This window comes from Neisseria sp. HMSC069H12 (genome assembly GCF_001812735.1).
Classification (GTDB): Bacteria; Pseudomonadota; Gammaproteobacteria; order Burkholderiales; family Neisseriaceae; genus Neisseria; species Neisseria subflava.
Window position 1 is genome coordinate 1 of the sequence record NZ_KV810297.1, and the last position, 22,569, is coordinate 22,569.

The following is a 22,569-nucleotide window of genomic DNA, read 5'->3' on the forward strand; positions in this document are numbered from 1 at the left end:
CTAAATGTCTTGGTGGGAATTTAGGGGATTTTTGGGGGGATTTTGCAAAGGTGTCATTCAGTATGTTTGCGAAGGTTTCAGCCGGTTTGGATGGAAGTGCCGTATTCTGTCGGAATGGGGCGGTAAAGCGGATTTTTATGCCATGCCAACATAAACAACGGCCGTCTGAAAATTTTCAGACGGCCTTGTGTGGAAATCGGGACGCATGGTCTGGAACGGGATTTGCGCTTAAAGCATACGTTCAAATCGTATAGATAAAAAAATAACCGCTTCAAGGCGGTTAGTGGTGGCCAGAGGCGGAATCGAACCGCCGACACACGGATTTTCAATCCGTTGCTCTACCAACTGAGCTATCTGGCCTTCGCGTGTTTCGTTGCGAGATGTGAATTAAACCAAATTTCGTTGCCTTGTGCAAGCATTTGTAGGCTTTATTTTTGAGGCGGTAAATTAAGATTTTGTTTTGTATTAAATTATTTTTCGTTTTAATTGGCGGTTTTTAGGTTTGCCGGTTTGATTTTCAGACGGCCTAAGATACAATCGGCTTTTTTGCTTTGGATTTATGCCATGCTGTATGTGTTTGTTCGTGATATGTGGGATGTTTTGCGTTTGCGCTATCGTTCGCCGGAGACGTATTTGTATTCGCCTTTGGTGATGGCGGCGGTGTTGCTGCTGTTGGGCGTGGTAAACGCGGCCAGCATGTCGCCTTTGTTTGGCAGTGGCGCGGCGGCAGTGTGCCTGTCGGTGATTTTGGTGATTGTGAAATGGTTGGTGTTGAGCCGCTCGATGCGCAAGGTGCTGCATTATTACGGTGCGCCCCAGCTGCCTTTGTGGGGCTTTATTTTGGTGTCTGAGGCTTTGCTGCTGCCGCTGTTGCTGGTGTTGTATGTGCCGGCGTTGGCTGCGTTTGCGCTGCTGTGGCAGGCTTGGGTTTTTGTGGTGCAGGTGCGCGGTTTGATGTGGATGGGAAATGCAACGGTAGGCCGTGTTTTGGTGGGTTATCTGTTGTATGGTATCAGCGTGCTGTGTGTGGGTACGGTGATTTTGATGCTGTTTATTGCCGCCGGTTGGTTGGACATGGAAACGTTGAATCAAAACCTGCAGGTGTTGATGTCCGCCCGTAAATAATCAATGGAAATTGGAAGGCCGTCTGAAATGTTCAGACGGCCTTTGTTTTATGTGTTTGTTTCGTGGTCTTGCAGGATTTTTTGATAGACGGGGTCGGGGAGGTAGCGGCCTATCATGTCGCGCCAGCCTTGTGGGCCGACCAAGCCTTTGACCATGGTGGAGGACACTTCGGCTATTTCGCGCGGCGGCATCAGGAAGACGGTGGAGATTTCGGGGGCGATGTCGCTGTTGATGTAGCGCATCGAGCGTTCGTATTCGTAGTCGGCGGAGGAACGGATGCCGCGGACGATGAAATTGGCGTTGGCTTCGCGGGCGTAATCGACCAAAAAGCGGTTTTCAAACACGCTGATGCGGACGTTGGGGAACGGGTGGGTAATAGCATCGAGCATGGCGCGGCGTTCTTCTATGGTGTAGGTGTTGCGCTTTTCGGGATTGGTGCCGATGGCGACGATGAGTTCGTCAAAGAGGGATTGGGCTTCCTGTATCATCCATAGGTGGCCGAGGGTGGGAGGGTCGAAGCTGCCTGCGTACACGGCACGGCGCAGAGTGGTCGTGGTCATTTTGTGTTGGGAATGGGGTTTGTGTGGCGTTCAGGATAGGGGAGTTTGCCGGTGATGTCAAAAATCAAAAAGGCCGTCTGAAATTTCAGACGGCCTTTGCGGCTTTATCAGTCGTCACCGCTAATAGAGATGAGGATTCTCAAGAGGCTGCTGAAAATGTTGTAGATGGAGATGAAGATGGTCAGCGCCGCGCTGATGTGGCTGTCTTCACCGCCGTCGATAACGGTACGCACCTGCCACATAATCATCAGGGAACTGAAGACAACGAAGCCGGCCGCGATGGTCAGGCTCAGGGCAGGGATGTTGAGGAAGATGTTGGCCACAACGGCAATCATGAGTACGATCGCACCGGCACCGAGGAAGCTGCCGAGTTTGTTCATGTTCATTGTGGTGCGGCGTGCCATAGCGGACATGGTGAAGAATACACCGGCGGTCATGGCGGCGGCCGTACCGACGATTTGCGCGCCGTTGTTAATCGCTAAGGCGTATTGCAACATAGGGCTGATGGCAAGGCCCATGCCGAAAGTGAAGATCATCAACAGGGCTACGCCGACGTTGCTGTAACGGTTTTTCTCGATCAGGAAGGTCATGCCGTAGAAGAAGCCGAAGAAGGCGGCCAGGGCAACATAGTATGAACCGAACATGGCGAAAATGTTAAAGCCTGTTTTGGCGGAAAAGAACGCGCCGGCAACGGCAGGAATGAAAGACAGGCCGAGCAGGCGGTAGGTTTTTTGCAGGACAGTATTTTTGGCAACCGAGCCTTGCGAGGTATAGTCGTAAACGTCGTTTTGCATGGCGTTTGCTCCAATGTGGATTGAAAATGAATGAAATTTGGATTTTAACAGAGAATCATGGGGTTGTATGATTTATCTGTTCTATTTGCCTAATATGCGGGGCAATCGGGAATTTTAAAGGCCGTCTGAAAATCGGGTTTCAGACGGCCTTGGTGTTTAATGCTTATTTAGTAGGCTCTTGCGGAACATAGCCTTGTACGGCATCTGCGCCGTCGCCGAAGAAGTATTGTTCCATCTGCTGAGCGAGGTATTCGCGTGCGCGCGGATCGGCAAGACTTAAGCGGTTTTCGTTGATCAGCATGGTTTGGTGACGGGTCCAAGCCATCCATGCTTCTTGGGAAACGTTTTCAAAAATGCGTTTGCCCAGTTCGTTGGGCAGCGGCGGAAATTTCATGCCTTCGGCTTCTTTGCCGAGTTTGACGCAGTGAACCATACGGGTCATGGCGGTTTCCTTATGTGGGGGTTGTAAAGGTTGGTATTTTAGCCGATTGCACGGATAGGGGAAAGCGTGGGTTTCAGACGGCCTGAAACCTTGCTATGATGGTCTTTTCTGTTTATTCAGGCAAAGATTATGAACCGCCTCGATACTGCCCGCCGTTATTCCCTTTTTCTCGCCCGCAACCTTGATTCCGGTAAACTCAAGCCCGAAATTTTCCTGCCCATGCTGGACAAGGTGTTGACCGAAGCGGATTTCCAAGCCTTTGCCGACTGGGACACTATCCGCGCGGAAGAAAACGAGGAAGAATTGGCGCGGCAGCTGCGCGAGTTGCGCCGTTATGTGGTGTCGCAGATTATCGTGCGCGATATAAACCGCATCAGCGATTTGAACGAAGTTACCCGCACGATTACGCTGTTTGCCGATTTTGCCGTCAATACCGCGCTGGATTTTGCCTACGCCTATTATCGGGACATGTACGGCACGCCGATCGGGCGTTATACCAAATCGTCGCAGCATTTGAGCGTGGTGGCGATGGGCAAGGCGGGCGGCTATGAGTTGAACGTGTCTTCCGACATCGATTTGATTTTCGTCTATCCCGAATCGGGCGACACCGACGGCAGGCGCGAACGGGGCAATCAGGAGTTTTTCACCAAAGTCGGGCAGAAACTGATTGCGCTGCTGAACGACATTACCGCCGACGGGCAAGTGTTCCGCGTCGATATGCGGCTGCGGCCGGACGGCGATTCGGGCGCGCTGGTATTAAGCGAAACCGCGCTGGAGCAATACCTGATTACGCAGGGGCGCGAATGGGAACGCTACGCGTGGTGCAAAGGCCGTGTAGTTACGCCGTATCCGAACGACATCAAATCGCTGGTGCGCCCTTTCGTATTCCGCAAATATCTGGATTACAGCGCGTATGAAGCAATGCGCAACCTGCACCGCCAAATCCGCAGCGAAGTCAGCAAAAAAGGCATGGCGGACAACATCAAACTCGGCGCGGGCGGCATCCGCGAAGTCGAATTTATCGCCCAGATTTTTCAGATGATACGCGGCGGCCAAATGCGTGCGCTGCAATTGAAAGGCACGCAGGAAACGCTGAAGAAACTTGCCGAACTGGGCATCATGCCGTCTGAAAACGTTGAAACCCTGCTTGCCGCCTACCGCTTCCTGCGCGATGTCGAACACCGCCTGCAATACTGGGACGACCAGCAAACCCAAACCCTGCCCACCTCGCCCGAACAGCAGCAACTGCTCGCCGAAAGCATGGGGTTCGACAGCTACGCCGCCTTTTCAGACGACCTCAACGTTCATCGAAACAAAGTCAATCAGTTGTTCAACGAAATTTTGAGCGAACCCGAAGAGCAAACACAGGACAACAGCGAATGGCAATGGGCATGGCAGGACAAACCCGACGAAGAAGAGCGGCAAGGCCGTCTGAAAGAACACGGGTTCGATGCCAAAACCATCGCCGCAAGGCTCGACCAAATCCGGCACGGCCATAAATACCGCCATCTTTCCGCACACGCCCAGCCGCGTTTTGACGCCATTGTGCCGCTGTTCGTACAGGCGGCGGCAGAGCAAACCAACCCGACCGATACGCTGATGCGGCTGTTTGACTTCCTCGAAAACATCAGCCGCCGCTCCGCCTATCTCGCCTTTCTCAACGAACATCCGCAAACCTTGGTGCAACTGGCAGAGATTATGAGCCAAAGCTCATGGGTGGCGGCGTATCTGAGCAAATATCCGATTCTGCTGGACGAACTCATCAGCGCGCAGCTTTTGGATACCGCGTTCGACTGGCAAGCCCTCGCCGCCGCCCTTTCAGACGACCTCAAAGCCTGCGGCGGCGACACCGAAGCGCAAATGGACACCCTGCGCCGCTTCCAGCACGCCCAAGTCTTCCGCCTCGCCGTCCAAGACCTCGCCGGATTGTGGACGGTAGAATCCCTCTCCGACCAACTCTCCGCCCTCGCCGACACTATCCTCGCTGCCGCCCTGCCGTGCGCATGGGCAGACATGCCCAAAAAACACCGAGACACACCGCAATTCGCCATCGTCGGTTACGGCAAACTCGGCGGCAAAGAACTCGGCTACGCCTCCGACCTCGACCTCGTCTACCTTTACGACGATCCCCATCCCGACGCGGGCGACGTGTACAGCCGCCTCTCCCGCCGCCTGACCAACTGGCTTTCCGCCGCCACCGGCGCAGGCAGCCTCTACGAAACCGACCTGCGCCTGCGCCCCAACGGCGACGCCGGCTTCCTCGCCCACAGCATCGCCGCCTTCGAAAAATACCAGCGCGAAAACGCATGGACATGGGAACACCAGTCCCTCACCCGCGCCCGTTTCATCTGCGGCACACCCGAAATTCAGACGGCCTTCGACCGCATCCGCACCGAAATCCTCACCGCCGAACGCGACCAAACCGCCTTGGCAGGCGAAATCATCGAGATGCGCGAAAAAATGTTCCCCACCCACCCGCCGGTTGACAGCAACGTCAAATACGCACGCGGCGGCGTGGTCGACGTCGAATTTATCGTCCAATACCTCATCCTTGCCCATGCCCGCCAGTATCCACAACTCTTGGACAACTACGGCAACATCGCTCTGTTGAACATTGCCGCCGACTGCGGCCTCATCGACAAAACCCTTGCCGAACAAAGCCGCACCGCCTACCGCTTCTACCGCCAGCAGCAACACAACACCAAACTGCGCGATGCAAAAAAAACCGAAGTAACGGACGAATTGCTGACCCACTACGGCAATGTGCGAAAACTGTGGCAGGAAGTATTCGGGGCAGAAGTAAAGTTCGGATAAGTAGCCATTTATCCGATTAAGGCATACTTTCGGGCATAAAAAACGTTGTTTGGTGAACCTAATAAAAAGGCCGTCTGAAACTTTTCAGACGGCCTTTTATGGTATTTATTCTTCTTCCTCTTCCTGTTCTGCCTCTGCAGGTTTTTCAAGGAAGTTGCCTGCCAACCACAGTAAAGCGCCACTACCCGTAATGCCTGCTTTAATCCATAGGGCGGTATCTTCGACCCATTCGTAAATCCAGGCCAAAACTTTTGGTACCGCGTTCATATAATTCAAACCGAATGCCAAATCGATCGCAAATCTTTTCCGCTGTTCTTGAAAGAATGCGAATTTCGGTTTAACTTCGGCATACCGTCTCAACGGTTTAAAATCCTGCGGGATTGGTGTCGAATTTAGAGCTAATCTACGTTAGCCCCAAATATTTTGGAGAATGGCTATTTGTCCAAAACTTTAGCATTGACTAACAAGCGCACCGCTGTACCTTCATAACGCTGGTTCAACCACGCCTGTAAGCGTTCGTGATCTTTGGCAGGCAGAGGCTCCTTAAATTCGAGCGAGACCACGACAATATCGTTACTTATGTCTGCCTGTTTGTTTTGACTGCTTTCAGGCTGCTCCTGTGTAGTGGGTGCCGTTTGCGCTTTCTCCCAAACCAAGCCGCGTCCGACAACGATTTTTTCCGCTTCCGGATATTGGGCTTTTAATTCCTTGAGTACCGCAGCATCGTCAGCACCGGCAGTTTTACCTGCAAGCACGGTATCTATGTAGGCTTGTTGCTCTTTCAACTCATTTTGCTGCTGCGCCGAGTTGTTTCGGCTTGCCAGCAATTCTTCGATTTTAGCATCGTCCCCTCCCGCATAGACCACGTTGACCTTCGGCGCTTTCACACCTGACACTTCAAGGCTCTTCACCAATAAGGCAGAAATTTTCTCAGCATTGCCCGTTCCGTTGACAATCAGACCGACCCTATTTTCTCTGTGGTTCAAAATCTTACGCAGCACGAAAAAACCTTCCTGTTGCTGTGCGGTGGCAATGGCGGAATTGGCTTTGGTGTTGAAGATCTCCTGACGCACCAGTCCTGATGCCATATAGCCGCTCGGAATCATCACAGCCAGTACGACGGCGGTAATAATGATACTTTGCAACCGGCGTTTGGATTCCGTTACCAACCCCCTGCGCGGCAGCTTGAGCAGCTTGGAAAACAACAAGGTCGAAAAAGCGATGAACACGCAGTTGATGGCAAACAGATAAAAAGCGCCGAAAAAATATTGCCAGTTGCCATGAGCCAGTCCGTAGCCCGCGGTACACAGTGGCGGCATCAATGCGGTCGCAATCGCCACACCCGGTATGGCATTGCCTCCTTCTTTTCGGGTCTGCGCCACAATGCCCGCACTACCGCCGAAGAAGGCAATCAACACATCCCAAAGAGTCGGCTGAGTACGCGCCAAAAGCTCACTTTGCGCCTCTTTAAGCGGGGTTAACAGGAAATACAACGTAGCGGTAATCAAGCTGATGACGACAAATATAATAATATTGCGTGCCGCTTGGCGGATCAGCGTAGTATCGCCGACCGCCAAACCATAACCCATACCGACTATCGGCCCCATCAACGGCGAAATCAACATTGCGCCGATCACTACCGCCGTGCTGTTGACATTCAGACCGATACTCGCCACAGCAATGGCAAATATCAATACCCACATATTGGTTCCGGACACCCGAGTATTGGCACGAATGACGGAATCGATTTTGTCAGGATGAGCTTGGTCATGTGCAAGATTGAACACATCTTGCAACTTGGTCATGGCAACGTTGTCTGCTACTTCCTGTTTTTTACTATTTTCTTGTTCTAGTTCTTGCATGTTCTTACCTTTATGCCGAGGATAAATAAAGCACTGCCCAAGCTTTTCATCATTATTCCTTATAAAATCAAATGGGTGCATCAAAGCCAATCAACAGGTGCAATGAAGCTGAGTGAATGTGAATATGTCAAAAGATGACATTATAGTAGGTTTTATGTAAGGAAGATTTTTTGTTTACGTAGTACTGATTTAGCTTAAGCATGATCTGCAAAAACTGTTCTCATTTTCTGTCGATATTGTGATACAGCCAAACAAGTTCTAAAATATGCACTCATTTATGTATTAAAAACAAGGAGAAACTGATGTCTAAGGTTGCGGTACTCGGTGGCGGTCTTTCTGGCCGTCTGATGGCGTTCCAACTGGCAGAGCAGGGCATTTCGGTCGAGTTGTTTGAGAAAGGCGAACGCGATGGCGCGCAAGCCGCCGCTTATGTTGCCGCGGCCATGCTGGCACCTTCTGCCGAAGCGGTGGAGGCAACGCCCGAAGTCATTCGTTTGGGCAAACAAAGTATTGCGCTTTGGCGCGCGATTGTCGGCCGTCTGAATACGCCGGTGATGATGCAGGAAAACGGCAGCCTGATTGTTTGGCACACGCAGGACAAGCCGCTTTCTGCCGAGTTTGCTCGTCATTTGAAGCGCGGCGGCGTGGCGGAACATGAAACCATACGTTGGAACGCGGATGAAATCGCGGCAAACGAGCCGCAACTGGCCGGGCGGTTTTCAGACGGCCTGTATCTGCCGACAGAAGGGCAGTTGGACGGACGACAGGTATTGAATGCGCTTGCCGATGCTTTGGAATCAATGAATGTAGCGTGTCATTGGTCGTGCGAACGCGAAGTTGAAGATTTAGCGGCGCAATACGATTGGGTTATCGACTGCCGCGGTTATGGCGCAAAAGCAGCGTGGAACAGGCCGTCTGAAAGCGTTTTGCGCGGCGTTCGCGGTGAAGTGGCGCGCGTTTATGCCCCTGAAATCGAGCTGTCCCGCCCCGTGCGCCTGCTGCATCCGCGCTATCCTTTGTATATCGCGCCGAAGGAAAACCATATTTTTGTGATTGGTGCGACCCAAATTGAAAGTGAAAGCCAAGCGCCGGCTAGCGTGCGTTCCGGTTTGGAACTTTTGTCCGCGCTGTACGCCGTGCATCCGGCATTTGGCGAGGCAAACCTTTTGGAACTGGCCACCGGCCTGCGCCCAACTTTAAACCACCACAACCCCGAAATCCGCTTCAACCGCGAACGTCGCCTGATTGAAGTCAACGGCCTGTTCCGCCACGGTTTTATGATTTCTCCTGCTGTTACCGGTGCGGCCGTGCGTTTGGCCGGTGCGCTGTTTGCCGGAAGCGACATTCCCGAATCAGACGAAATCAGCGGCTTGCAGTATATCCGCGCCGCAAATTGAAGCCGTGGCGGACGTTGTGCTTGAAAATCGGGCAAATTGTTTGTGAAAGACAGCCACAGGCCGTCTGAAAATGATAAAATCGCCGTCAATTCAATTAACCTTGCGTCTGAAAACCGCATGATGCCGTATTCAGACGCCAAACCAATTTCCTATTTAACGATAAGCACATGACAACCCAAACCCTTTTAATCGAACTTCTCACTGAAGAACTCCCGCCAAAAGCCCTCAATAATTTGGGCAACCATTTTGCCGCTTCCGTTGCCGAAGGCTTGGAAAAAGCGCAACTGATTGACGGCGCAGCCGAATACACTGCCTACGCTTCTCCGCGCCGTTTGGCCGTTCAAGTCAAAAACGTGAAAGCCGTTCAAGCCGACCAAAAAATCGTGAAAAAAGGCCCGGCCGTGGCGAATGCTATGAAAGACGGTGCGCCGACTAAGGCTTTGGAAGGTTTTGCGCGCGGTGCGGGTGCGAAAATCGAAGACCTGACCATCATCAATGACGGCAAGCAAGACGTGTACGCCTACGAGTACGTCCAAACCGGCAAACCGCTGGGCGAGCTTTTGGAAGACATCATCAATGCCGCAGTGAAAAAACTGCCGATTCCTAAAGTCATGCGTTGGGGCAGCAGCACATTTACCTTCGTGCGCCCTGTACACAGCCTGATCGTGCTACATGGCGGCGACATCGTAAACGTCAGCGTTTTGGGTCTGCAAAGCGGCAACAAAACATTGGGTCACCGCTTCCTCTCCAGCGGCGAAATCGCCATCGAAAATGCCGACAGCTACGCCTTGCAAATGCGTGAGCAAGGCAAAGTCGTCGCTTCGTTTGCAGAACGCAAAGCCGCCATTCAGACGGCCTTGAACGAACAAGCAGGCCGTCTGAACGCGACCGTTGCCGCCGATGAAGCATTATTGGACGAAGTGACCGCATTGGTCGAATGGCCTGTGGTATTGGAAGCCGGTTTTGAAGAACACTTCCTCGCTGTGCCTCAAGAATGCTTGATTCTGACCATGCAGCAAAACCAAAAATACTTCCCGTTGCTCGATCAAAACGGCAAGCTGATGAACCGCTTCCTGCTGGTGTCCAACCTGCAAACCGAAGACCCGTCGCACATCATCCAAGGCAACGAACGCGTTTTGCGCGCGCGCCTGTCTGATGCCGAGTTCTTCTACAAACAAGACCAAAAAGCGACTTTGGAAAGCCGCCTGCCGAAATTGTCCAGCGTGGTTTACCACAACAAAATCGGTTCGCAAGCCGAGCGTATCGAGCGTCTGCAAAGCATCGCCGCCCATATCGCCAAAGCATTGGGCGCGGATGCCGCCGCAGCCGAGCGCGCCGCACGTTTGGCCAAAGCCGACTTGGTGACCGAAATGGTCGGCGAGTTCCCAGAATTGCAAGGCACCATGGGCAAATACTATGCCCGCTTGGACGGCGAAACCGAAGAAATCGCCGAAGCCATCGAGCAACACTACCAACCGCGCTTTGCCGGCGACAACCTGCCGAACGGCAAAGTGGCAACCGCCGTTGCTTTGGCCGACAAACTGGAAACCTTGGTCGGCATTTGGGGCATCGGCCTGATTCCGACCGGCGACAAAGACCCATACGCCCTGCGCCGCGCCGCATTGGGTATTTTGCGTATGCTGATGCAGTACGGTTTGGACGTAAACGAACTGATTCAGACGGCCTTCAACAGCTTCCCGCAAGGTTTGCTCAACGAGAAAACGCCGTCTGAAACCACCGACTTCATGCAGGCGCGTTTGGCCGTGTTGTTGCAAAACGATTATCCGCAAGACATCGTTGCCGCCGTATTGGCGAAACAGCCGCGCCGTTTGGACGACGTAGTGGCTAAACTGCGAGCCGTTACCGCGTTCAAACAGCTGCCTGAAGCCGCCGCATTGGCCGCAGCCAACAAACGCGTGCAAAACCTGCTGAAAAAAGCCGATGCCGAGTTGGGCGCGGTTAACGAAAGCCTGCTACAACAGGATGAAGAAAAAGCCCTGTACGTCGCTGCTCAAGGTTTGCAGCCGAAAATCTCCGCCGCCGTTGCCGAAGGTAATTTCCAAACTGCTTTGTCCGAGTTGGCTTCCGTCAAGCCGCAAGTCGACGCATTCTTCGACGGCGTGATGGTAATGGCCGAAGATGCCGCCGTGAAGCAAAACCGTTTGAACCTGCTGAACCGCTTGGCAGAACAAATGAACGCAGTTGCCGACATTGCGCTCTTGAGCGAATAAGGCCGCGTTTCAGTTGACCCGCTTTTCAGGCTGCCTGATGATTCAGGCAGCCTGAAGTTTTTCGGGCGTATCCCTTACATGGCGTTCAAGGGTATAATTCAGCAGATTTGTCAGGCAGGCAAATCGCGCACATCAAACAATTTCCCACATTCAAGAGGCAGATTATGAATATTCCAGCCATCCGAACCGCACTCGATGCCGTGTTGATTCCCACCACAATACGCACTTTGGGCAGCGAAAAAGCCGTTACACTCCTTGAAGAGCGTTCAGACGGCCTGCATATCGGCCTGAAATTCGCGTTCCCAGTTGCCCATATTGCCGCAGACATTGCCAACGCCCTCCAAGAAGCCGTCATGGCACATACCGGCGACACTCATATCCACTTAAGTATCGATACCGAAATCGGTACGCACAAAGTCCAACCCGGCGTGGCAACCATCAAAGGCGTGAAAAACATCATCGCCGTTGCATCCGGCAAAGGCGGTGTCGGCAAATCCACGACCACTGCCAACCTTGCCACCGCAATGGCCAGAATGGGCGCGCGCGTCGGCGTACTCGATGCCGACCTGTACGGCCCAAGCCAGCCCACCATGCTCGGCGTACAAGACCGCAAACCCGACCAACAAAACAAAAAACTGATTCCCGTTGAAGCCGAAAGCGGCATTCAAGTGATGTCCATCGGTTTTCTGGTCGATACTGATCAAGCCGTCGTTTGGCGCGGCCCGATGGTCAGCCAAGCCTTGCAACAGCTGATGTTCCAAAGCGAATGGGACAATGTTGACTATCTCTTCATCGACCTGCCGCCTGGTACCGGCGATATCCAATTGACCCTGTCGCAAAAAATCCCCGTGACCGGCTCCGTTGTTGTCACCACGCCGCAAGACATCGCCCTGATTGATGCACGCAAAGCCGTGGATATGTTCAACAAAGTCAATATCCCGATTTTGGGCGTTTTGGAAAACATGTCTGTCCATATCTGCTCCAACTGCGGCCATACCGAAGCAATCTTTGGCGCAGAAGGCGGTAAAAACCTGGCAGAGCGTTTGAACGTACCGTTGCTCGGCCAGCTTCCGTTGAGCCTGCCTGTACGCGAAGCCATGGACAGCGGCACATCTTCGGCCTTGTTTGAAAACAACCAAACCATCGCCGACATCTACACCGAAGCCGCATTCCAAATCGCGCTGGCCATTGCCGATAAAGGCAAAGACTTCAGCAACCGCTTCCCGAAAATCGTCGTCGAATAAAAAAGTTTAAAAAAGTGTTGACAGCTGTGTGACCCGTCTCTATAATGTACAGCTTATCGGGTCGTTAGCTCAGTCGGTAGAGCAGCGGACTTTTAATCCGTTGGTCGAGCGTTCGAATCGCTCACGACCCACCAAATATAAAAACCTGCTTTGAAAAAAGCAGGTTTTTTTACGTTTGGATTTTAGGATTTTGTTGAGTATTTTGTTATTGAAACAATCCATAGCACATCAAGCATCAGGCCGTCTGAAAGATATTTTCAGACGGCCTGAAGTTTTATTTTATAGGAATGGTTTTGAGAAATAAGTTTTCTACTTATGGCAGAAAACGTTTAAAACCTTACCTGCGTCTGCAACTGCCTACGATAAACCAGTACGGCAGCACTCAGTGTGGCAAAAGAGAATGCAGACAATAAAAGCAGATAACGGCCGACTCCGTCCAGTCCGCTGCGGTTGAGCAGCAGCTCTTGAAAAGCCTTCAAGCCCCATGCCATCGGGGAAATCCAAGTGAGTTGCTGCATGGTTTCGGGCATGACGTGGGCGGGGACCATAATGCCGCCGATTGCCGCCATCAGGATGATGCCGCCGCCGCCGAGGACGACGGCGTGTTCGGTGGATTTGGCGCAGACGCTGATTAGAAGCGCGTAGCCGAGTGCGGCGGCGCTGACGGCGGCGGACAGCAGCGCGTAGGGAACAAGGCTGCCGTTGAGTATGAGGGCGGGCACGCCGATTTCGGGCAGCAGGTAGCGGCCGAGCAGCAGCATTCCGGCAAATTGGAGCTGGTTAATCAGGAAATAGGGGACGAGTTTGGCGGCAATCAGGCCGGACGCGGAGGCGCGGGCGAGGCGCAGGCGGGTGATGGTGTTGGTTTGGCGTTCCAGCGCCATGACGTTCGACAGCGGTATCATGATGAAAAACATACCGAAAATCAGCCATGCGGGTACGCTGTGCTGTACGGCGTTGGGTTTTTCAACCTTGCCGCTGCCTGCGCTCAGATAGTGTTCTTCCAGCATTTTTTTATCTAAAAAGGTTTGCACGGCGGCGAATTGCTCGTCGTTTTTTTCATCGACTTTTTTCTGGATGTCTTTGCGGATGGAACGGGGCAGTTTTTTATTGTCGATTTTGATGCCGTCGTTGTTGTCGAAATAGGCGTCCAGCCGCGTTTGGGTGTAGTGCTGCTGCAAAACGCCTTTGACCGCCGCCAGCCACGAAGGCTCGGTATCGGGCGGTACATAGATTTGCAAGGCTTTGTTGTCGGCGATTTTGCCGGAAGCGGCGTTCGGGTTGTACAGCACCAGTTGGAAACGCTTGTTGTGCAGGCCGTTTTGCGCGTCGGTCAGTTTTTCAGACGACATCAGCGTGACATGAATTTGCTCTTTTTCCAACGCGGCGGCCAGTGCGGTATTGATACTGTCGTTTGCCGCGCCAACCAGCGCGATACGGCTGTCGGTGTGCGGATCTTGGTCGCGGCTCAGCGCCAACGACATAATCAGCATGAAGGCGATGGGCATCACAAACAACACGGCCAAACCGTGCAGGTCGCGGCAGAGCAGTTTGAGTTCTTTGAGGAGGGAGGAAGTCGTCATTGTGGATTTTGCTTATCTGTTACCGGTTCGTCTTTGCGCAGGAAATCAAGGTAAAACGTTTCCAGCGAACCGTGTCCCTGCTGGAAGTAGCGGATTTGCGCGCCGCTTTGTTGCAGGGCGGCGTAAACGGCGGCGGCATCGTATGTGGTTTCCATCATGCCGCGGCTGTCCACTTGCTTGGCACCCAAAGCAGCCAGCGTTTGAGGCGGCAGCGGCGGTTCGACGGTAAAACGCACGACACCGGTTTGCGTGCTTAAAAGCTCGTCCAAACCGCCGTGGTACACCAGCTTGCCGTGTTGCAGCAGCGCGATTTTGCCGCAAAGCTGCTCGATTTCTGACAGATAGTGCGAGGTGTAAACCACCGTTACCCCCTGCCGCGTCAAACCCGCCACGCTGTCGAGGATAAAGCGGCGCGACTGCGGGTCAATGCCGACCGTGATTTCGTCGAGGAACACCAGTTGCGGCGTGTTAATCAGGCCGATGGCAAAATTCAGACGACGTTTAAGCCCGCCCGAAAGATGCTTCGCCGTCTTGTTTTTGTGGGCGGTCAGGTCGGTCTGTTCCAACAGCGCGTTCAGACGGCCTTTGTCGCGCACTTTGTAAAGCGAGGCGAAAAACAGCAGGTTGTCCCACACAGAAAGCTGCGGATAAAACGCAAAATCCTGCGGCACCAAACCGATTTTCTGCCGCTCGCTGCGGCTCAACAGGCGCAACGGCTTGCCGTCAAACAAAATTTCGCCCTGCCGTACTTCCTGCAAGCCTGCCAAAAGCGACATTAGCGTTGTTTTCCCTGCACCGTTGTGGCCGAGCAGCCCCAAACATTCGCCGTCGGCAATATCGAACGACACATTGTCCAGCGCGGCAGTTTCGGCTTTGGGATAATGGTGGGAGAGGGATTGGATTTGAATCATGGTTTCAGACGGCCTTTTCGAGCGATATTTAAATCGCAGCACCCCATAAATAACGGCGCTGGAATTTGCCGTCCTTAAATATAAAGCAGACGCCGAAGGGATCACCGTCCGAACCTTGTCTGCCGAACAGATAAAGCGTCTTATTGCTGTCGCGATAATAGGCTTCCCAGCCTTGATATACATTGCTGCCGCGTGCAGTGGTGGCAAAATCGGGCGAGAACAGTCCTTGCAGTTCGGCAGCGGGAACCGCTTGACCGTTTAGCGTGATGCGTTCAAGCGCGAACACGCTTTTGGGAATGTCGTAGTCTGTACCATAGAAAGGTTTGCCTTGATAGAGCCGCGCGGTATTTTTGTCTTTGTTGATGCCCGAGAAGTCGCTAAGTTTTGGATGGATGCGGCGGGCTACGATGTGTACCTTTTGTCCGCTACCGGACAAAGTCAGCGTATCGTCGCGATCGGATTGTTCGCGCAGTCGGACGAAGCTTTTATCGGCGGCGGGAAATATCAGACGGCTGCGATGGATAAAGCCAGAATCGTCGGCGCTTGCCTGTTGTAGCTGAACAAAACAGAAGTCCGATCTGGTTTCACTGAGTTCTTCCACACATTCCAACGGCGTGCCGTTAGGAATTTTTGCCAAGACTTTGGCATTCAAATCGGGTCTTTTGCGCAAGTTGGTGTGTCCGTCGGCATCATGAACCAAGGCAAAGCCGTCCGGCGGCGCGGCATGGGTTAAGGCGGAACACAAGAATAAGACAGTAGCTAGGTAACGCATTTTTAATTTCTTTTAGTTTTCAGACGGCCTGAATATCAAAATAATCCACGGTAGATTAAACGGGATCGAATAAATCCTGATTATTTCAATAATCCGCGCCACAATGCTTCTTCATTATCCGCAATGTTGCGCAGAAATTCGGCAATGTTGCGGCAGCCGTTTTCAGACGGTTTTTTGCACTGTTTCACGCACATGGCTGCAAACTGCCGCCATTGGTCGCCGATGGCGGTCATTTGTTCTGAGGCCGTCTGAAATGCGGGTTCGTTGCAGATATGGGCGGCCTGTTCGAGAAAGTAGGCGTAGATGTAGCGGAAACCTGCGCCACCGGTACCGATTTCTTCCTGCATCCGCACCAAATGGCCGAGAAACAGTTTTTGGTATTTCTCATTTTGTTTGGCGGGCAGGGCTTCGATGTTTTTTGCCAGCGTGCGGATGCCTTTTACGCCGACGAAAAAAACGGGCGGGAGCATTTGTTTGGCGTTTTTGCGTATGGCTTTGCGGATAATGGCGGGCAAGTCTGCCATGATTTTTTCAGACGACCTGTCGTTTTCCAGCGTGTACATCATGCCTTTTGCCGCCAATACACCTTTGGCGAAGCGCGCCCGCTGCAAATCTTCGGCGGCGCAGCGCTGCACGGTTTCAAATACGGGGTCGCTGATCAGGTAGTCGCCGCCGTCTTTGCCGTATACCAAGAGATTGTGTGCGTTGAAATGGAAACGCATTTGCGGCGGGAAATACGGCAGCCAGAATACGGAGGTCTGCAAACCCGCCAGCTTGCCCGATGAAAGCGCGGCATCCAGCGCGTCTTGTCCCTTTTGGGCATTGGAAAATTTGCGGACGGACAATTTCAGCCCCAATGCCTTGCAGGTGTTTTTGATGATGCCGCGCGGTGCGATGCGGTAGGAAACCAGCGGCATGCCGTTTAATTTGATCAGCGGCATCCAGACAAATGTCAGTGCGTGGGCAATACCGAAAATCATGGCTTCGTCTAAATTGTGGCCATGGTATTTGAGCAGGGTGGACATCACACCGCTTTCGCAATGAGCGGTATGCTGGTGTGGAAATTCTTGTGTGGTCATAAAGTTATTGGTTTTCGTGCAATGTTTTCAGACGGCCTGATGCGGTCGGAATGGGTTTGTTATTTTGGAAATCAGCGGGCTTCTTTGGCCGCTTCCTGCTCAGCTTTGTAGCGGCGCAGAAACTCGATGGCAGCGGCTTTTTCGGCTTCGTTGCCGTATTTGGCATCACGTTGGGCGCGGCGCAGTTCGGCGCGTTCTTTGGCTTCTTCGATTTGGCGCGCTTTGAAGTCTTCGCGGTTGTCGGAGGAGACGAGTTTGTCCTGTTGCGATTGCGCTTTGGCCATGGCTTTGGCAATCAAATCCATGGGGTTGAATGCGGCGCTTGGTGCGGCTGTTCGGGTTTGCGTCTGTGCGGCCTGTTTGGCTTTGACGGCGGCTTCGCGTTGCGCCAGCAGAGCTTTGCGTTCGGCATCGTCGCGCTGTTTGCGTGCGGTATGGTGTTCAAAACGGCTTTGCGCGTGTTCAGCGGCGGCAAAGCGCGGTTCGGCAGAAGTGCTGAAACGGCGTGCGGACGGCAGGAAGGGCTGCGATACGGGAACCATGTCGATGCAGTCGACGGGACAGGGGGTAACGCACAAGCCGCAGCCGGTGCATTCGTCGCTGATGACGGTGTGCATCATTTTGGACGCACCCATAATGGCATCGACAGGACAGGCGCGGATGCAGGCGGTACAGCCGATGCAGGCGGCTTCGTCAATCAGGGCTACGGCTTTGATTTGCGTTTTTGCCGGCGCGAGGTAGGGCTTGCCCAATAGGTCGGCCAGGTCTTTCATGACGGTTTCCCCACCCGGTGCGCACAGGTTTACCGATGCTTCTCCTGCCGACAGGGCGCGCGCATAGGGTAGGCAGCCTTCATAACCGCACTCACGGCATTGGGTTTGCGGCAACAGGCGGCTGATGCTTTGGATGGGAATGGTCATCATGGATAGTCAAAATCGAAAAGGCGCATTATATCAGATTGTTGCGTTTGTTTTGGCGAAACCCGCTTTGCTTATTTTAGCGAAACTCTCCACGCTCGTTTTGGTAAACTCGTTACAATCGTTTTGGCGAAACTCGCTACACTCATTTTCAGACGGCCTGAGTCAGGTTTACGTTATAATTTTGAAATGGATTTATTCGGGTAATTAGGAATGACGGCTACACTTTGCCCCTGTCAGTCGGGGCGTGTTTATACGGAATGTTGCGCACCGTTTCATGCGCGTGAGGCGGCGGCCTCGACGGCGGAAGAGTTGATGCGTTCGCGTTACAGTGCGTATGTTTTGCAGGAAATCGACTATATCGTGGACACGACTGTCCCTGAGCAGCAGAATTTGTTGGACAAGCAGGATTTGGCGGTATGGAGTAAGCAGACGCAGTGGTCGGGATTGAAGGTTATCCGTCATGTGCCGTTTGGCAAGCTGCATGCTTTGGTCGAGTTTGAGGCGTATTTTGAAGAGAACGGGCAAACTGAGTGCCATCATGAATTGTCGGCGTTTGTGAAAATAGACGGGCGTTGGTACTTTATTGATCCGACCGTTGCTTTGCCGACGATGAAACAGCCTTGTTTGTGCGGTTCGGGCAAAAAGTTTAAGGCGTGTTGCGGACAGTTTTTCAAATAGTAGTGTAAACAGAGGCCGTCTGAACGTTCAGACGGCCTGAGCGGTTTTTGCAGATAAAAAAAACCATTCATACTAAGGGAGAAGTATGAATGGCCAATACATTGCGGGAAAACGTCTTACTTGCTGCACCGCCCAAAAGGGATGAAAGAGCGGTGTTGTGTCAGCGATTAATATTCTACCGTTTTTAGTATTAAATGCTGTTAAGAAGTGAAATAATTTCAATAAATTGCAAGATAATCGTGATTTTTTGAAGATAAACGGCATTTTTACTGATTTTCTCGAATCCATTTCACCCATTGCTGAAACAGTTCAGGTTGCAATGCGGCGATGACGGAACGCTTGAATACATGTTCGCCGCTCCAAAAATCGTCGCCTTCCAAAGTGGTCAGGCAGCCGCCGGCTTCTTCAAAAATCAATGCGCCGGCAGCGTAGTCCCAAAGCTTTTGTCCGCCGTGGATGTAAATATCGTAGCGGCCGCTGGCAAGATAGCACCAGTCGAGCGTGCTGCTGCCCATGCTGCGGATTGTGCCGAATGGGGCAAGGGTATTCATGCGGCTGGCGAGTTTGCCCGAACGCAGGTATTTGATTTCTACGCCGGCAATGGATTCGTTGAGTTTTTTGTTTTCGGAGCGCAGCGGTAGCGGCGTACCGTTGAGGAATGCGCCTTTGCCGCGTTCGGCATAGAAACATTCGCCGCTGACCGGATTGTAAATCACGCCCAATTCGGCGTGGCCGTTTTTAACCAGTGCGACGGATACGGCAAAATGCGGCAAACCGTTGACGAAGTTGTTTGTGCCGTCGATAGGATCGACAATCCACAGGCCGTCTGAATGTTCGTTCCACAAACGGGTTTGCTCCTGAACGCTCATCTCCTCGCCCAACATCGGACAATCCTCCAATAAGGGCAGGGCGGCGGCAAAAGCGGTTTGTGCGGCCAAATCTGCTTCACTCAAAACCGAGCCGTCTTCCTTGCGTCGTGACGGCGTGTTCAGAAAACGCGGCATGACTTCGGTTTGGGCGATGTGGCGGACGACTTTCTGTAAACGGTATAGCACGGCGTATCCTTGTTTTTTGCAGTTTTGCGTGACAGTGGATTAAAATTCGGGAAGTTTTCAAATTATAGTGGATGAAATCAAAATCAGGCAGGCAAGTGTATGTCGTCGCCGTGTTTCAATTTCGTTCACGAAAGTTCAAATTATATACATGAATAAAGCAGGAAACCATGCCCCGATTTTATGTTGATTTTGCCTTAAGCCCCGACAGCGTGGTCGAATTGCCCGATAATGTGGTGCGCCATTTGAATGTATTGCGCGTGAAAAACACGGAAGAAATCGTGTTGTTCAACGGCAATGGCAAGTCATATCCGGCTTTGCCCGAAGTTTTGGAAAAACGCCACGCCAGCGTGCGGATTTTGCGTGAAGAGGCAACGGACAACGAATCGCCGCTGAACATTACGTTGGTACAGGCGGTATCTGCCGCAGAGCGCATGGATTTCACTTTGCAAAAAAGCGTGGAGTTGGGCGTGGCAGAAATTCGCCCGGTCATCAGCGAACGCTGTGTCGTCCGCTTGAGCGGCGAACGCGCTGAAAAGCGGGTGGCGCGTTGGCAGGAAATCGTCGTTTCGGCGTGTGAACAAAGCGGCCGCAATATTGTGCCGAAGGTTTTACCGCTGACGACTTATGCACAGGCATTGCAACAGTTGCCGCAGGAAACGACCAAACTGTTAATGAGTTTGAACCGTGCACAAAAATTGAGTGATGTTCGGCCGCAATCCGGTAAGGTCGTGTTTATGGTCGGCCCGGAAGGCGGCTGGACGGAGAAGGAAGAGCAGCAGGCATTTGATGCCGGTTTTCAATCCGTTACGCTTGGCAAACGGGTGTTGCGTACCGAAACCGCCTCACTTGCGGCCATTGCCACCATGCAGACGCTTTGGGGCGATTTTGTATAAATTCAGGCCGTCTGAAAACGAGCGTAGCGAGTTTCGCTAAAACGAGCGTAGCGAGTTTCGCTAAAACAAGCTGTTGCTTCATGAGATAAAAATGGGAGTTTAAAAAATGTCTTACACCTTTACACTGGCTGAGCACGAGCTGGAAGCGGAGTTGAAAAAGTTAATCGTGCAAGAGGCCGATAAGGCCGACGATGTGGATATGGATGATTTCACCGACGATGCACTTTTGTTTGGCGATGACAGTCCGGTCGGTTTGGATTCGCTTGATGCGCTGCAAATCAGCGTTGCCTTGCAACAGTATTTCCAAGTGCGTCTGCAGGGCGACCGGATGGTGCGCAAACATATGATGTGCGTACGCGATTTGGCGGCGTTTATCCGTGCGGAGCATGGCGCGTGAGTTGGGTTTGCGGTACGGCGGCCACTTCTGCCTTGAATCCGCAAACGGATTTCAGACGGCCTGATGCAGTGTCTTATACGTTTTTAAACCAGCCACAGCAGGCTGCTTATTTTCGTGCATTCGCCGGCGACAGTTTGGGGCGGAAGGAATTTGCGGATATTGCCGAACAACATTTGCGACAAGCCGCCGAAAGTGCAGGCTGGCCGTCTGAAAGCTGGCATGATGCGCCGGTGTTTATCGGTTCTAGTTCCTATTCTATCTCTGAATATGAAAACCGCCATTTTGCGGGCAATAGGGCGGTAGAAGAACACAATTTGCTTTATCTCGCCGAAGATTTGCGCCGGCGCAGCGGCAATCGGCAGATTTTCAGTTTTGCTACTGCCTGCACTTCATCTGCCCATGCGCTGATTCAGGCGGATAACTGTTTGCGCAGCGGGGCGGAGCGCGCCTTTGTACTTGGTATTGAAAACCTCAACCGGCTGACTTTACTGCATTTTCACAGCTTGGGTCTGCTGGCTGAACACTATCAGCCTTTTGGCGGAAACGGTTTGATTTTAGGCGAAGGTGTTGCCGCGCTTGCCTTATCTTCCGCTGCTCCTGAATCTTCAGGCCGTCTGAAACTTATCGGACACGCCGCCAATACAGGCAATGACCTGATTCAAAGCGATGGCCAAGCGCAAGAGCAGGTAATGCGCCGTGCGTTAGATATTGCAGGCATCGCTCCTGAAAGTATTGCAGCCGTTAAAACACACGGTATCGGCACGGCTGACAGCGATGCCGCCGAATTGGCCACACTGGAAAATATATTCGGTACACTGCCGCCTTTGATGGCGTTCAAGCCGAAAATCGGACACACGCTTGGCGCAACGGCAGCCCTTGAAACAGCCCTGCTATTATCCGCTTTAAAACAAGGCGGAAGCAGCGATTATCAGGGGCGGAAAATTTGTTTTTCCGAGTGCGCGGCTTTACAAAAAGGCAGCTTTTTCTGTTTGGCCAATCAGTTTGGTTTTGGCGGCAGCAACACATCTTTGGTATGGCAATGGCAACCGTAAATCCTAATATCCGTATTACCGCCGCCGTGCGTTTTGATACTGATGCCGGCACCGGCGGTAAAATCCTCAAACAAACCTTAAAGCAGCAAAGCGGTATAGATACCCGCCGCCTCAGCCGCTTGAGTTTGATTGCCGCGCTTGGTGCATGGCAGTTAAAGGAACAAAGCGGAATCCGTTCTGATTGCGCTGTTTTTCTCGGTACACCATTTTCTTCGCCATCCGTATTTGAAAAAATGGCAGATAATGTGCTGAACCATCACGCCGCGATGCCGTTTGACTTTATCGCCAATCTACACAATTCTCCCGTTTTTCATGCCGCGCAAGCGTTAGGAACGCATGGTGCAACTTTGGTCGTGGCTGCTGACAACAATGTGGATACCTGCTTTCATCCATTATTGCTGGCGATGCAGTCTGTGCAAAATGGCGGACAAGCTGCGGTTGGCTGGGCATATGAACATCAAGCCGCTCATGCCGATACCCATGAAGGTAGTATTTGGATGTTGCTTGAAGCCGGTGCAGAGCAGGGTGTTCCCATTGTGTTGAATGATGAAGTGATGCAGGCTGATAGGCCGTCTGAAAAGCCGCAATATTATTGGCAAAATATCGCCGATTGGATAGAAGAAGTAATGGCGCACGAGGGTAGGAGTGTGAAGAAATATACTTTGGTGTGATCGGCAAATGATTTTAGAGAAAGTATTTGTCTTTTGAATAAATAAGGTTTATGTCATTAAAAAGGCCGTCTGAAAATATTTTCAGACGG

General features: G+C 52.4%; 22 protein-coding genes, 2 tRNA genes and 1 pseudogene. 12 read left to right on the forward strand and 13 right to left on the reverse strand.

Annotation, left to right across the window (positions count from 1 at the left end):
* Positions 1-77 precede the first annotated feature (77 nt).
* Together HMPREF2872_RS11645 and HMPREF2872_RS09085 are read right to left on the reverse strand one after the other, a co-directional pair.
* A complete protein-coding gene (locus HMPREF2872_RS11645; protein ID WP_141752873.1) occupies positions 78-275 on the reverse strand; it encodes a hypothetical protein in 198 nt (65 codons plus the stop codon).
* 9 nt (positions 276-284) lie between these two features.
* Positions 285-360 (reverse strand) — tRNA-Phe (locus HMPREF2872_RS09085).
* Between the two features lie 204 nt (positions 361-564).
* Here HMPREF2872_RS09085 and HMPREF2872_RS09090 point away from each other — a divergent pair.
* Positions 565-1,125 carry a hypothetical protein gene (locus HMPREF2872_RS09090; RefSeq protein WP_049328451.1) on the forward strand — a complete coding sequence of 187 codons (561 nt, stop codon included), beginning with the start codon at positions 565-567 and terminating at the stop codon, positions 1,123-1,125.
* Positions 1,126-1,172: 47 nt separating this feature from the next.
* Here HMPREF2872_RS09090 and coaD read toward each other — a convergent pair whose 3' ends face one another.
* From coaD to HMPREF2872_RS09105, 3 genes are all read right to left on the reverse strand, one after another.
* Positions 1,173-1,685, reverse strand: a complete 513-nt coding sequence (coaD, locus tag HMPREF2872_RS09095; protein WP_049328452.1) for a pantetheine-phosphate adenylyltransferase — start codon at positions 1,683-1,685, stop codon at positions 1,173-1,175.
* Between the two features lie 107 nt (positions 1,686-1,792).
* Complete coding sequence (locus tag HMPREF2872_RS09100; protein ID WP_003684643.1) at positions 1,793-2,479, reverse strand: Bax inhibitor-1 family protein; 687 nt, start codon at positions 2,477-2,479, stop codon at positions 1,793-1,795.
* 163 nt (positions 2,480-2,642) lie between these two features.
* Positions 2,643-2,921 (reverse strand): oxidative damage protection protein, encoded by a 279-nt coding sequence (locus tag HMPREF2872_RS09105; RefSeq protein WP_049328453.1) that lies wholly within the window; start codon positions 2,919-2,921, stop codon positions 2,643-2,645.
* A 129-nt stretch (positions 2,922-3,050) separates the two neighbouring features.
* Here HMPREF2872_RS09105 and glnE point away from each other — a divergent pair, with 129 nt between their 5' ends.
* Positions 3,051-5,735 (forward strand): bifunctional [glutamate--ammonia ligase]-adenylyl-L-tyrosine phosphorylase/[glutamate--ammonia-ligase] adenylyltransferase, encoded by a 2,685-nt coding sequence (gene glnE, locus HMPREF2872_RS09110; RefSeq protein ID WP_070633069.1) that lies wholly within the window; start codon positions 3,051-3,053, stop codon positions 5,733-5,735.
* 105 nt (positions 5,736-5,840) lie between these two features.
* Here glnE and HMPREF2872_RS09115 read toward each other — a convergent pair whose 3' ends face one another.
* The gene (locus HMPREF2872_RS09115; RefSeq protein ID WP_070633190.1) at positions 5,841-6,002 is read right to left on the reverse strand and encodes a cell division protein; all 162 of its coding nucleotides are present in this window, start codon (positions 6,000-6,002) and stop codon (positions 5,841-5,843) included.
* On the opposite strand from HMPREF2872_RS09115, the pseudogene HMPREF2872_RS12090 reads away from it, so the two are divergent.
* Positions 5,967-6,131: pseudogene (locus HMPREF2872_RS12090) on the forward strand (IS1595 family transposase); the annotation flags it as partial. The gene HMPREF2872_RS09115 and the pseudogene HMPREF2872_RS12090 sit on opposite strands and share 36 nt — an antisense overlap.
* Positions 6,132-6,169: 38 nt before the next feature.
* On the opposite strand, the gene HMPREF2872_RS09120 reads toward HMPREF2872_RS12090, so the two are convergent.
* Positions 6,170-7,597, reverse strand: coding sequence for a TIGR00341 family protein (locus tag HMPREF2872_RS09120; protein ID WP_070633071.1), 1,428 nt, complete (start codon positions 7,595-7,597; stop codon positions 6,170-6,172).
* A gap of 302 nt (positions 7,598-7,899) precedes the next feature.
* Between HMPREF2872_RS09120 and HMPREF2872_RS09125 the strand changes: the two genes are divergently transcribed.
* The 4 genes from HMPREF2872_RS09125 (at position 7,900) to HMPREF2872_RS09140 (ending at position 12,603) form a co-directional block, all read left to right on the forward strand.
* A complete protein-coding gene (locus tag HMPREF2872_RS09125) occupies positions 7,900-8,994 on the forward strand; it encodes an FAD-dependent oxidoreductase (protein ID WP_070633073.1) in 1,095 nt (364 codons plus the stop codon).
* Between the two features lie 167 nt (positions 8,995-9,161).
* A complete protein-coding gene (gene glyS, locus HMPREF2872_RS09130) occupies positions 9,162-11,225 on the forward strand; it encodes a glycine--tRNA ligase subunit beta (protein ID WP_070633076.1) in 2,064 nt (687 codons plus the stop codon).
* A gap of 164 nt (positions 11,226-11,389) precedes the next feature.
* Positions 11,390-12,469: an iron-sulfur cluster carrier protein ApbC gene (apbC, locus tag HMPREF2872_RS09135; protein ID WP_070633078.1), complete on the forward strand. Its 1,080-nt coding sequence runs from the start codon at positions 11,390-11,392 to the stop codon at positions 12,467-12,469.
* Positions 12,470-12,527: 58 nt separating this feature from the next.
* Positions 12,528-12,603, forward strand: a tRNA-Lys gene (locus HMPREF2872_RS09140).
* 195 nt (positions 12,604-12,798) lie between these two features.
* Here HMPREF2872_RS09140 and HMPREF2872_RS09145 read toward each other — a convergent pair.
* From HMPREF2872_RS09145 to HMPREF2872_RS09165, 5 genes are all read right to left on the reverse strand, one after another.
* Positions 12,799-14,052, reverse strand: a complete 1,254-nt coding sequence (locus HMPREF2872_RS09145) for an ABC transporter permease (RefSeq protein WP_070633080.1) — start codon at positions 14,050-14,052, stop codon at positions 12,799-12,801.
* Positions 14,049-14,963, reverse strand: a complete 915-nt coding sequence (locus HMPREF2872_RS09150) for an ABC transporter ATP-binding protein (RefSeq protein WP_070633082.1) — start codon at positions 14,961-14,963, stop codon at positions 14,049-14,051. The genes HMPREF2872_RS09145 and HMPREF2872_RS09150 overlap by 4 nt, the downstream gene beginning before the upstream one ends.
* A 28-nt stretch (positions 14,964-14,991) precedes the next feature.
* Entirely contained in the window at positions 14,992-15,735 is a 744-nt protein-coding gene (locus HMPREF2872_RS09155) for an SH3 domain-containing protein (RefSeq protein ID WP_070633084.1), read from the reverse strand.
* Between the two features lie 80 nt (positions 15,736-15,815).
* Complete coding sequence (locus HMPREF2872_RS09160; protein ID WP_070633086.1) at positions 15,816-16,814, reverse strand: BtrH-related acyltransferase DarH; 999 nt, start codon at positions 16,812-16,814, stop codon at positions 15,816-15,818.
* Positions 16,815-16,885: 71 nt separating this feature from the next.
* Positions 16,886-17,734: an RnfABCDGE type electron transport complex subunit B gene (locus tag HMPREF2872_RS09165; protein ID WP_070633088.1), complete on the reverse strand. Its 849-nt coding sequence runs from the start codon at positions 17,732-17,734 to the stop codon at positions 16,886-16,888.
* A 210-nt stretch (positions 17,735-17,944) separates the two neighbouring features.
* On the opposite strand from HMPREF2872_RS09165, the gene HMPREF2872_RS09175 reads away from it, so the two are divergent.
* Positions 17,945-18,412, forward strand: a complete 468-nt coding sequence (locus HMPREF2872_RS09175) for a YchJ family protein (protein WP_070633091.1) — start codon at positions 17,945-17,947, stop codon at positions 18,410-18,412.
* A 266-nt stretch (positions 18,413-18,678) separates the two neighbouring features.
* Here the strand turns inward: HMPREF2872_RS09175 and HMPREF2872_RS09180 are convergent, their stop codons facing one another.
* Positions 18,679-19,467 (reverse strand): inositol monophosphatase family protein, encoded by a 789-nt coding sequence (locus tag HMPREF2872_RS09180; protein ID WP_003684681.1) that lies wholly within the window; start codon positions 19,465-19,467, stop codon positions 18,679-18,681.
* Between the two features lie 167 nt (positions 19,468-19,634).
* On the opposite strand from HMPREF2872_RS09180, the gene HMPREF2872_RS09185 reads away from it, so the two are divergent.
* The 4 genes from HMPREF2872_RS09185 (at position 19,635) to HMPREF2872_RS09200 (ending at position 22,480) form a co-directional block, all read left to right on the forward strand.
* Positions 19,635-20,360 carry a 16S rRNA (uracil(1498)-N(3))-methyltransferase gene (locus tag HMPREF2872_RS09185; protein ID WP_070633093.1) on the forward strand — a complete coding sequence of 242 codons (726 nt, stop codon included), beginning with the start codon at positions 19,635-19,637 and terminating at the stop codon, positions 20,358-20,360.
* Positions 20,361-20,466: 106 nt separating this feature from the next.
* A complete protein-coding gene (locus tag HMPREF2872_RS09190; protein WP_003748215.1) occupies positions 20,467-20,757 on the forward strand; it encodes an acyl carrier protein in 291 nt (96 codons plus the stop codon).
* On the forward strand, positions 20,754-21,809 hold the full coding sequence (locus tag HMPREF2872_RS09195) for a beta-ketoacyl synthase N-terminal-like domain-containing protein (protein ID WP_070633094.1): 1,056 nt from the start codon (positions 20,754-20,756) through the stop codon (positions 21,807-21,809). The genes HMPREF2872_RS09190 and HMPREF2872_RS09195 overlap by 4 nt, the downstream gene beginning before the upstream one ends.
* A complete protein-coding gene (locus HMPREF2872_RS09200) occupies positions 21,791-22,480 on the forward strand; it encodes a hypothetical protein (protein ID WP_070633096.1) in 690 nt (229 codons plus the stop codon). The genes HMPREF2872_RS09195 and HMPREF2872_RS09200 overlap by 19 nt, the downstream gene beginning before the upstream one ends.
* The last annotated feature ends 89 nt before the right edge of the window (positions 22,481-22,569 follow it).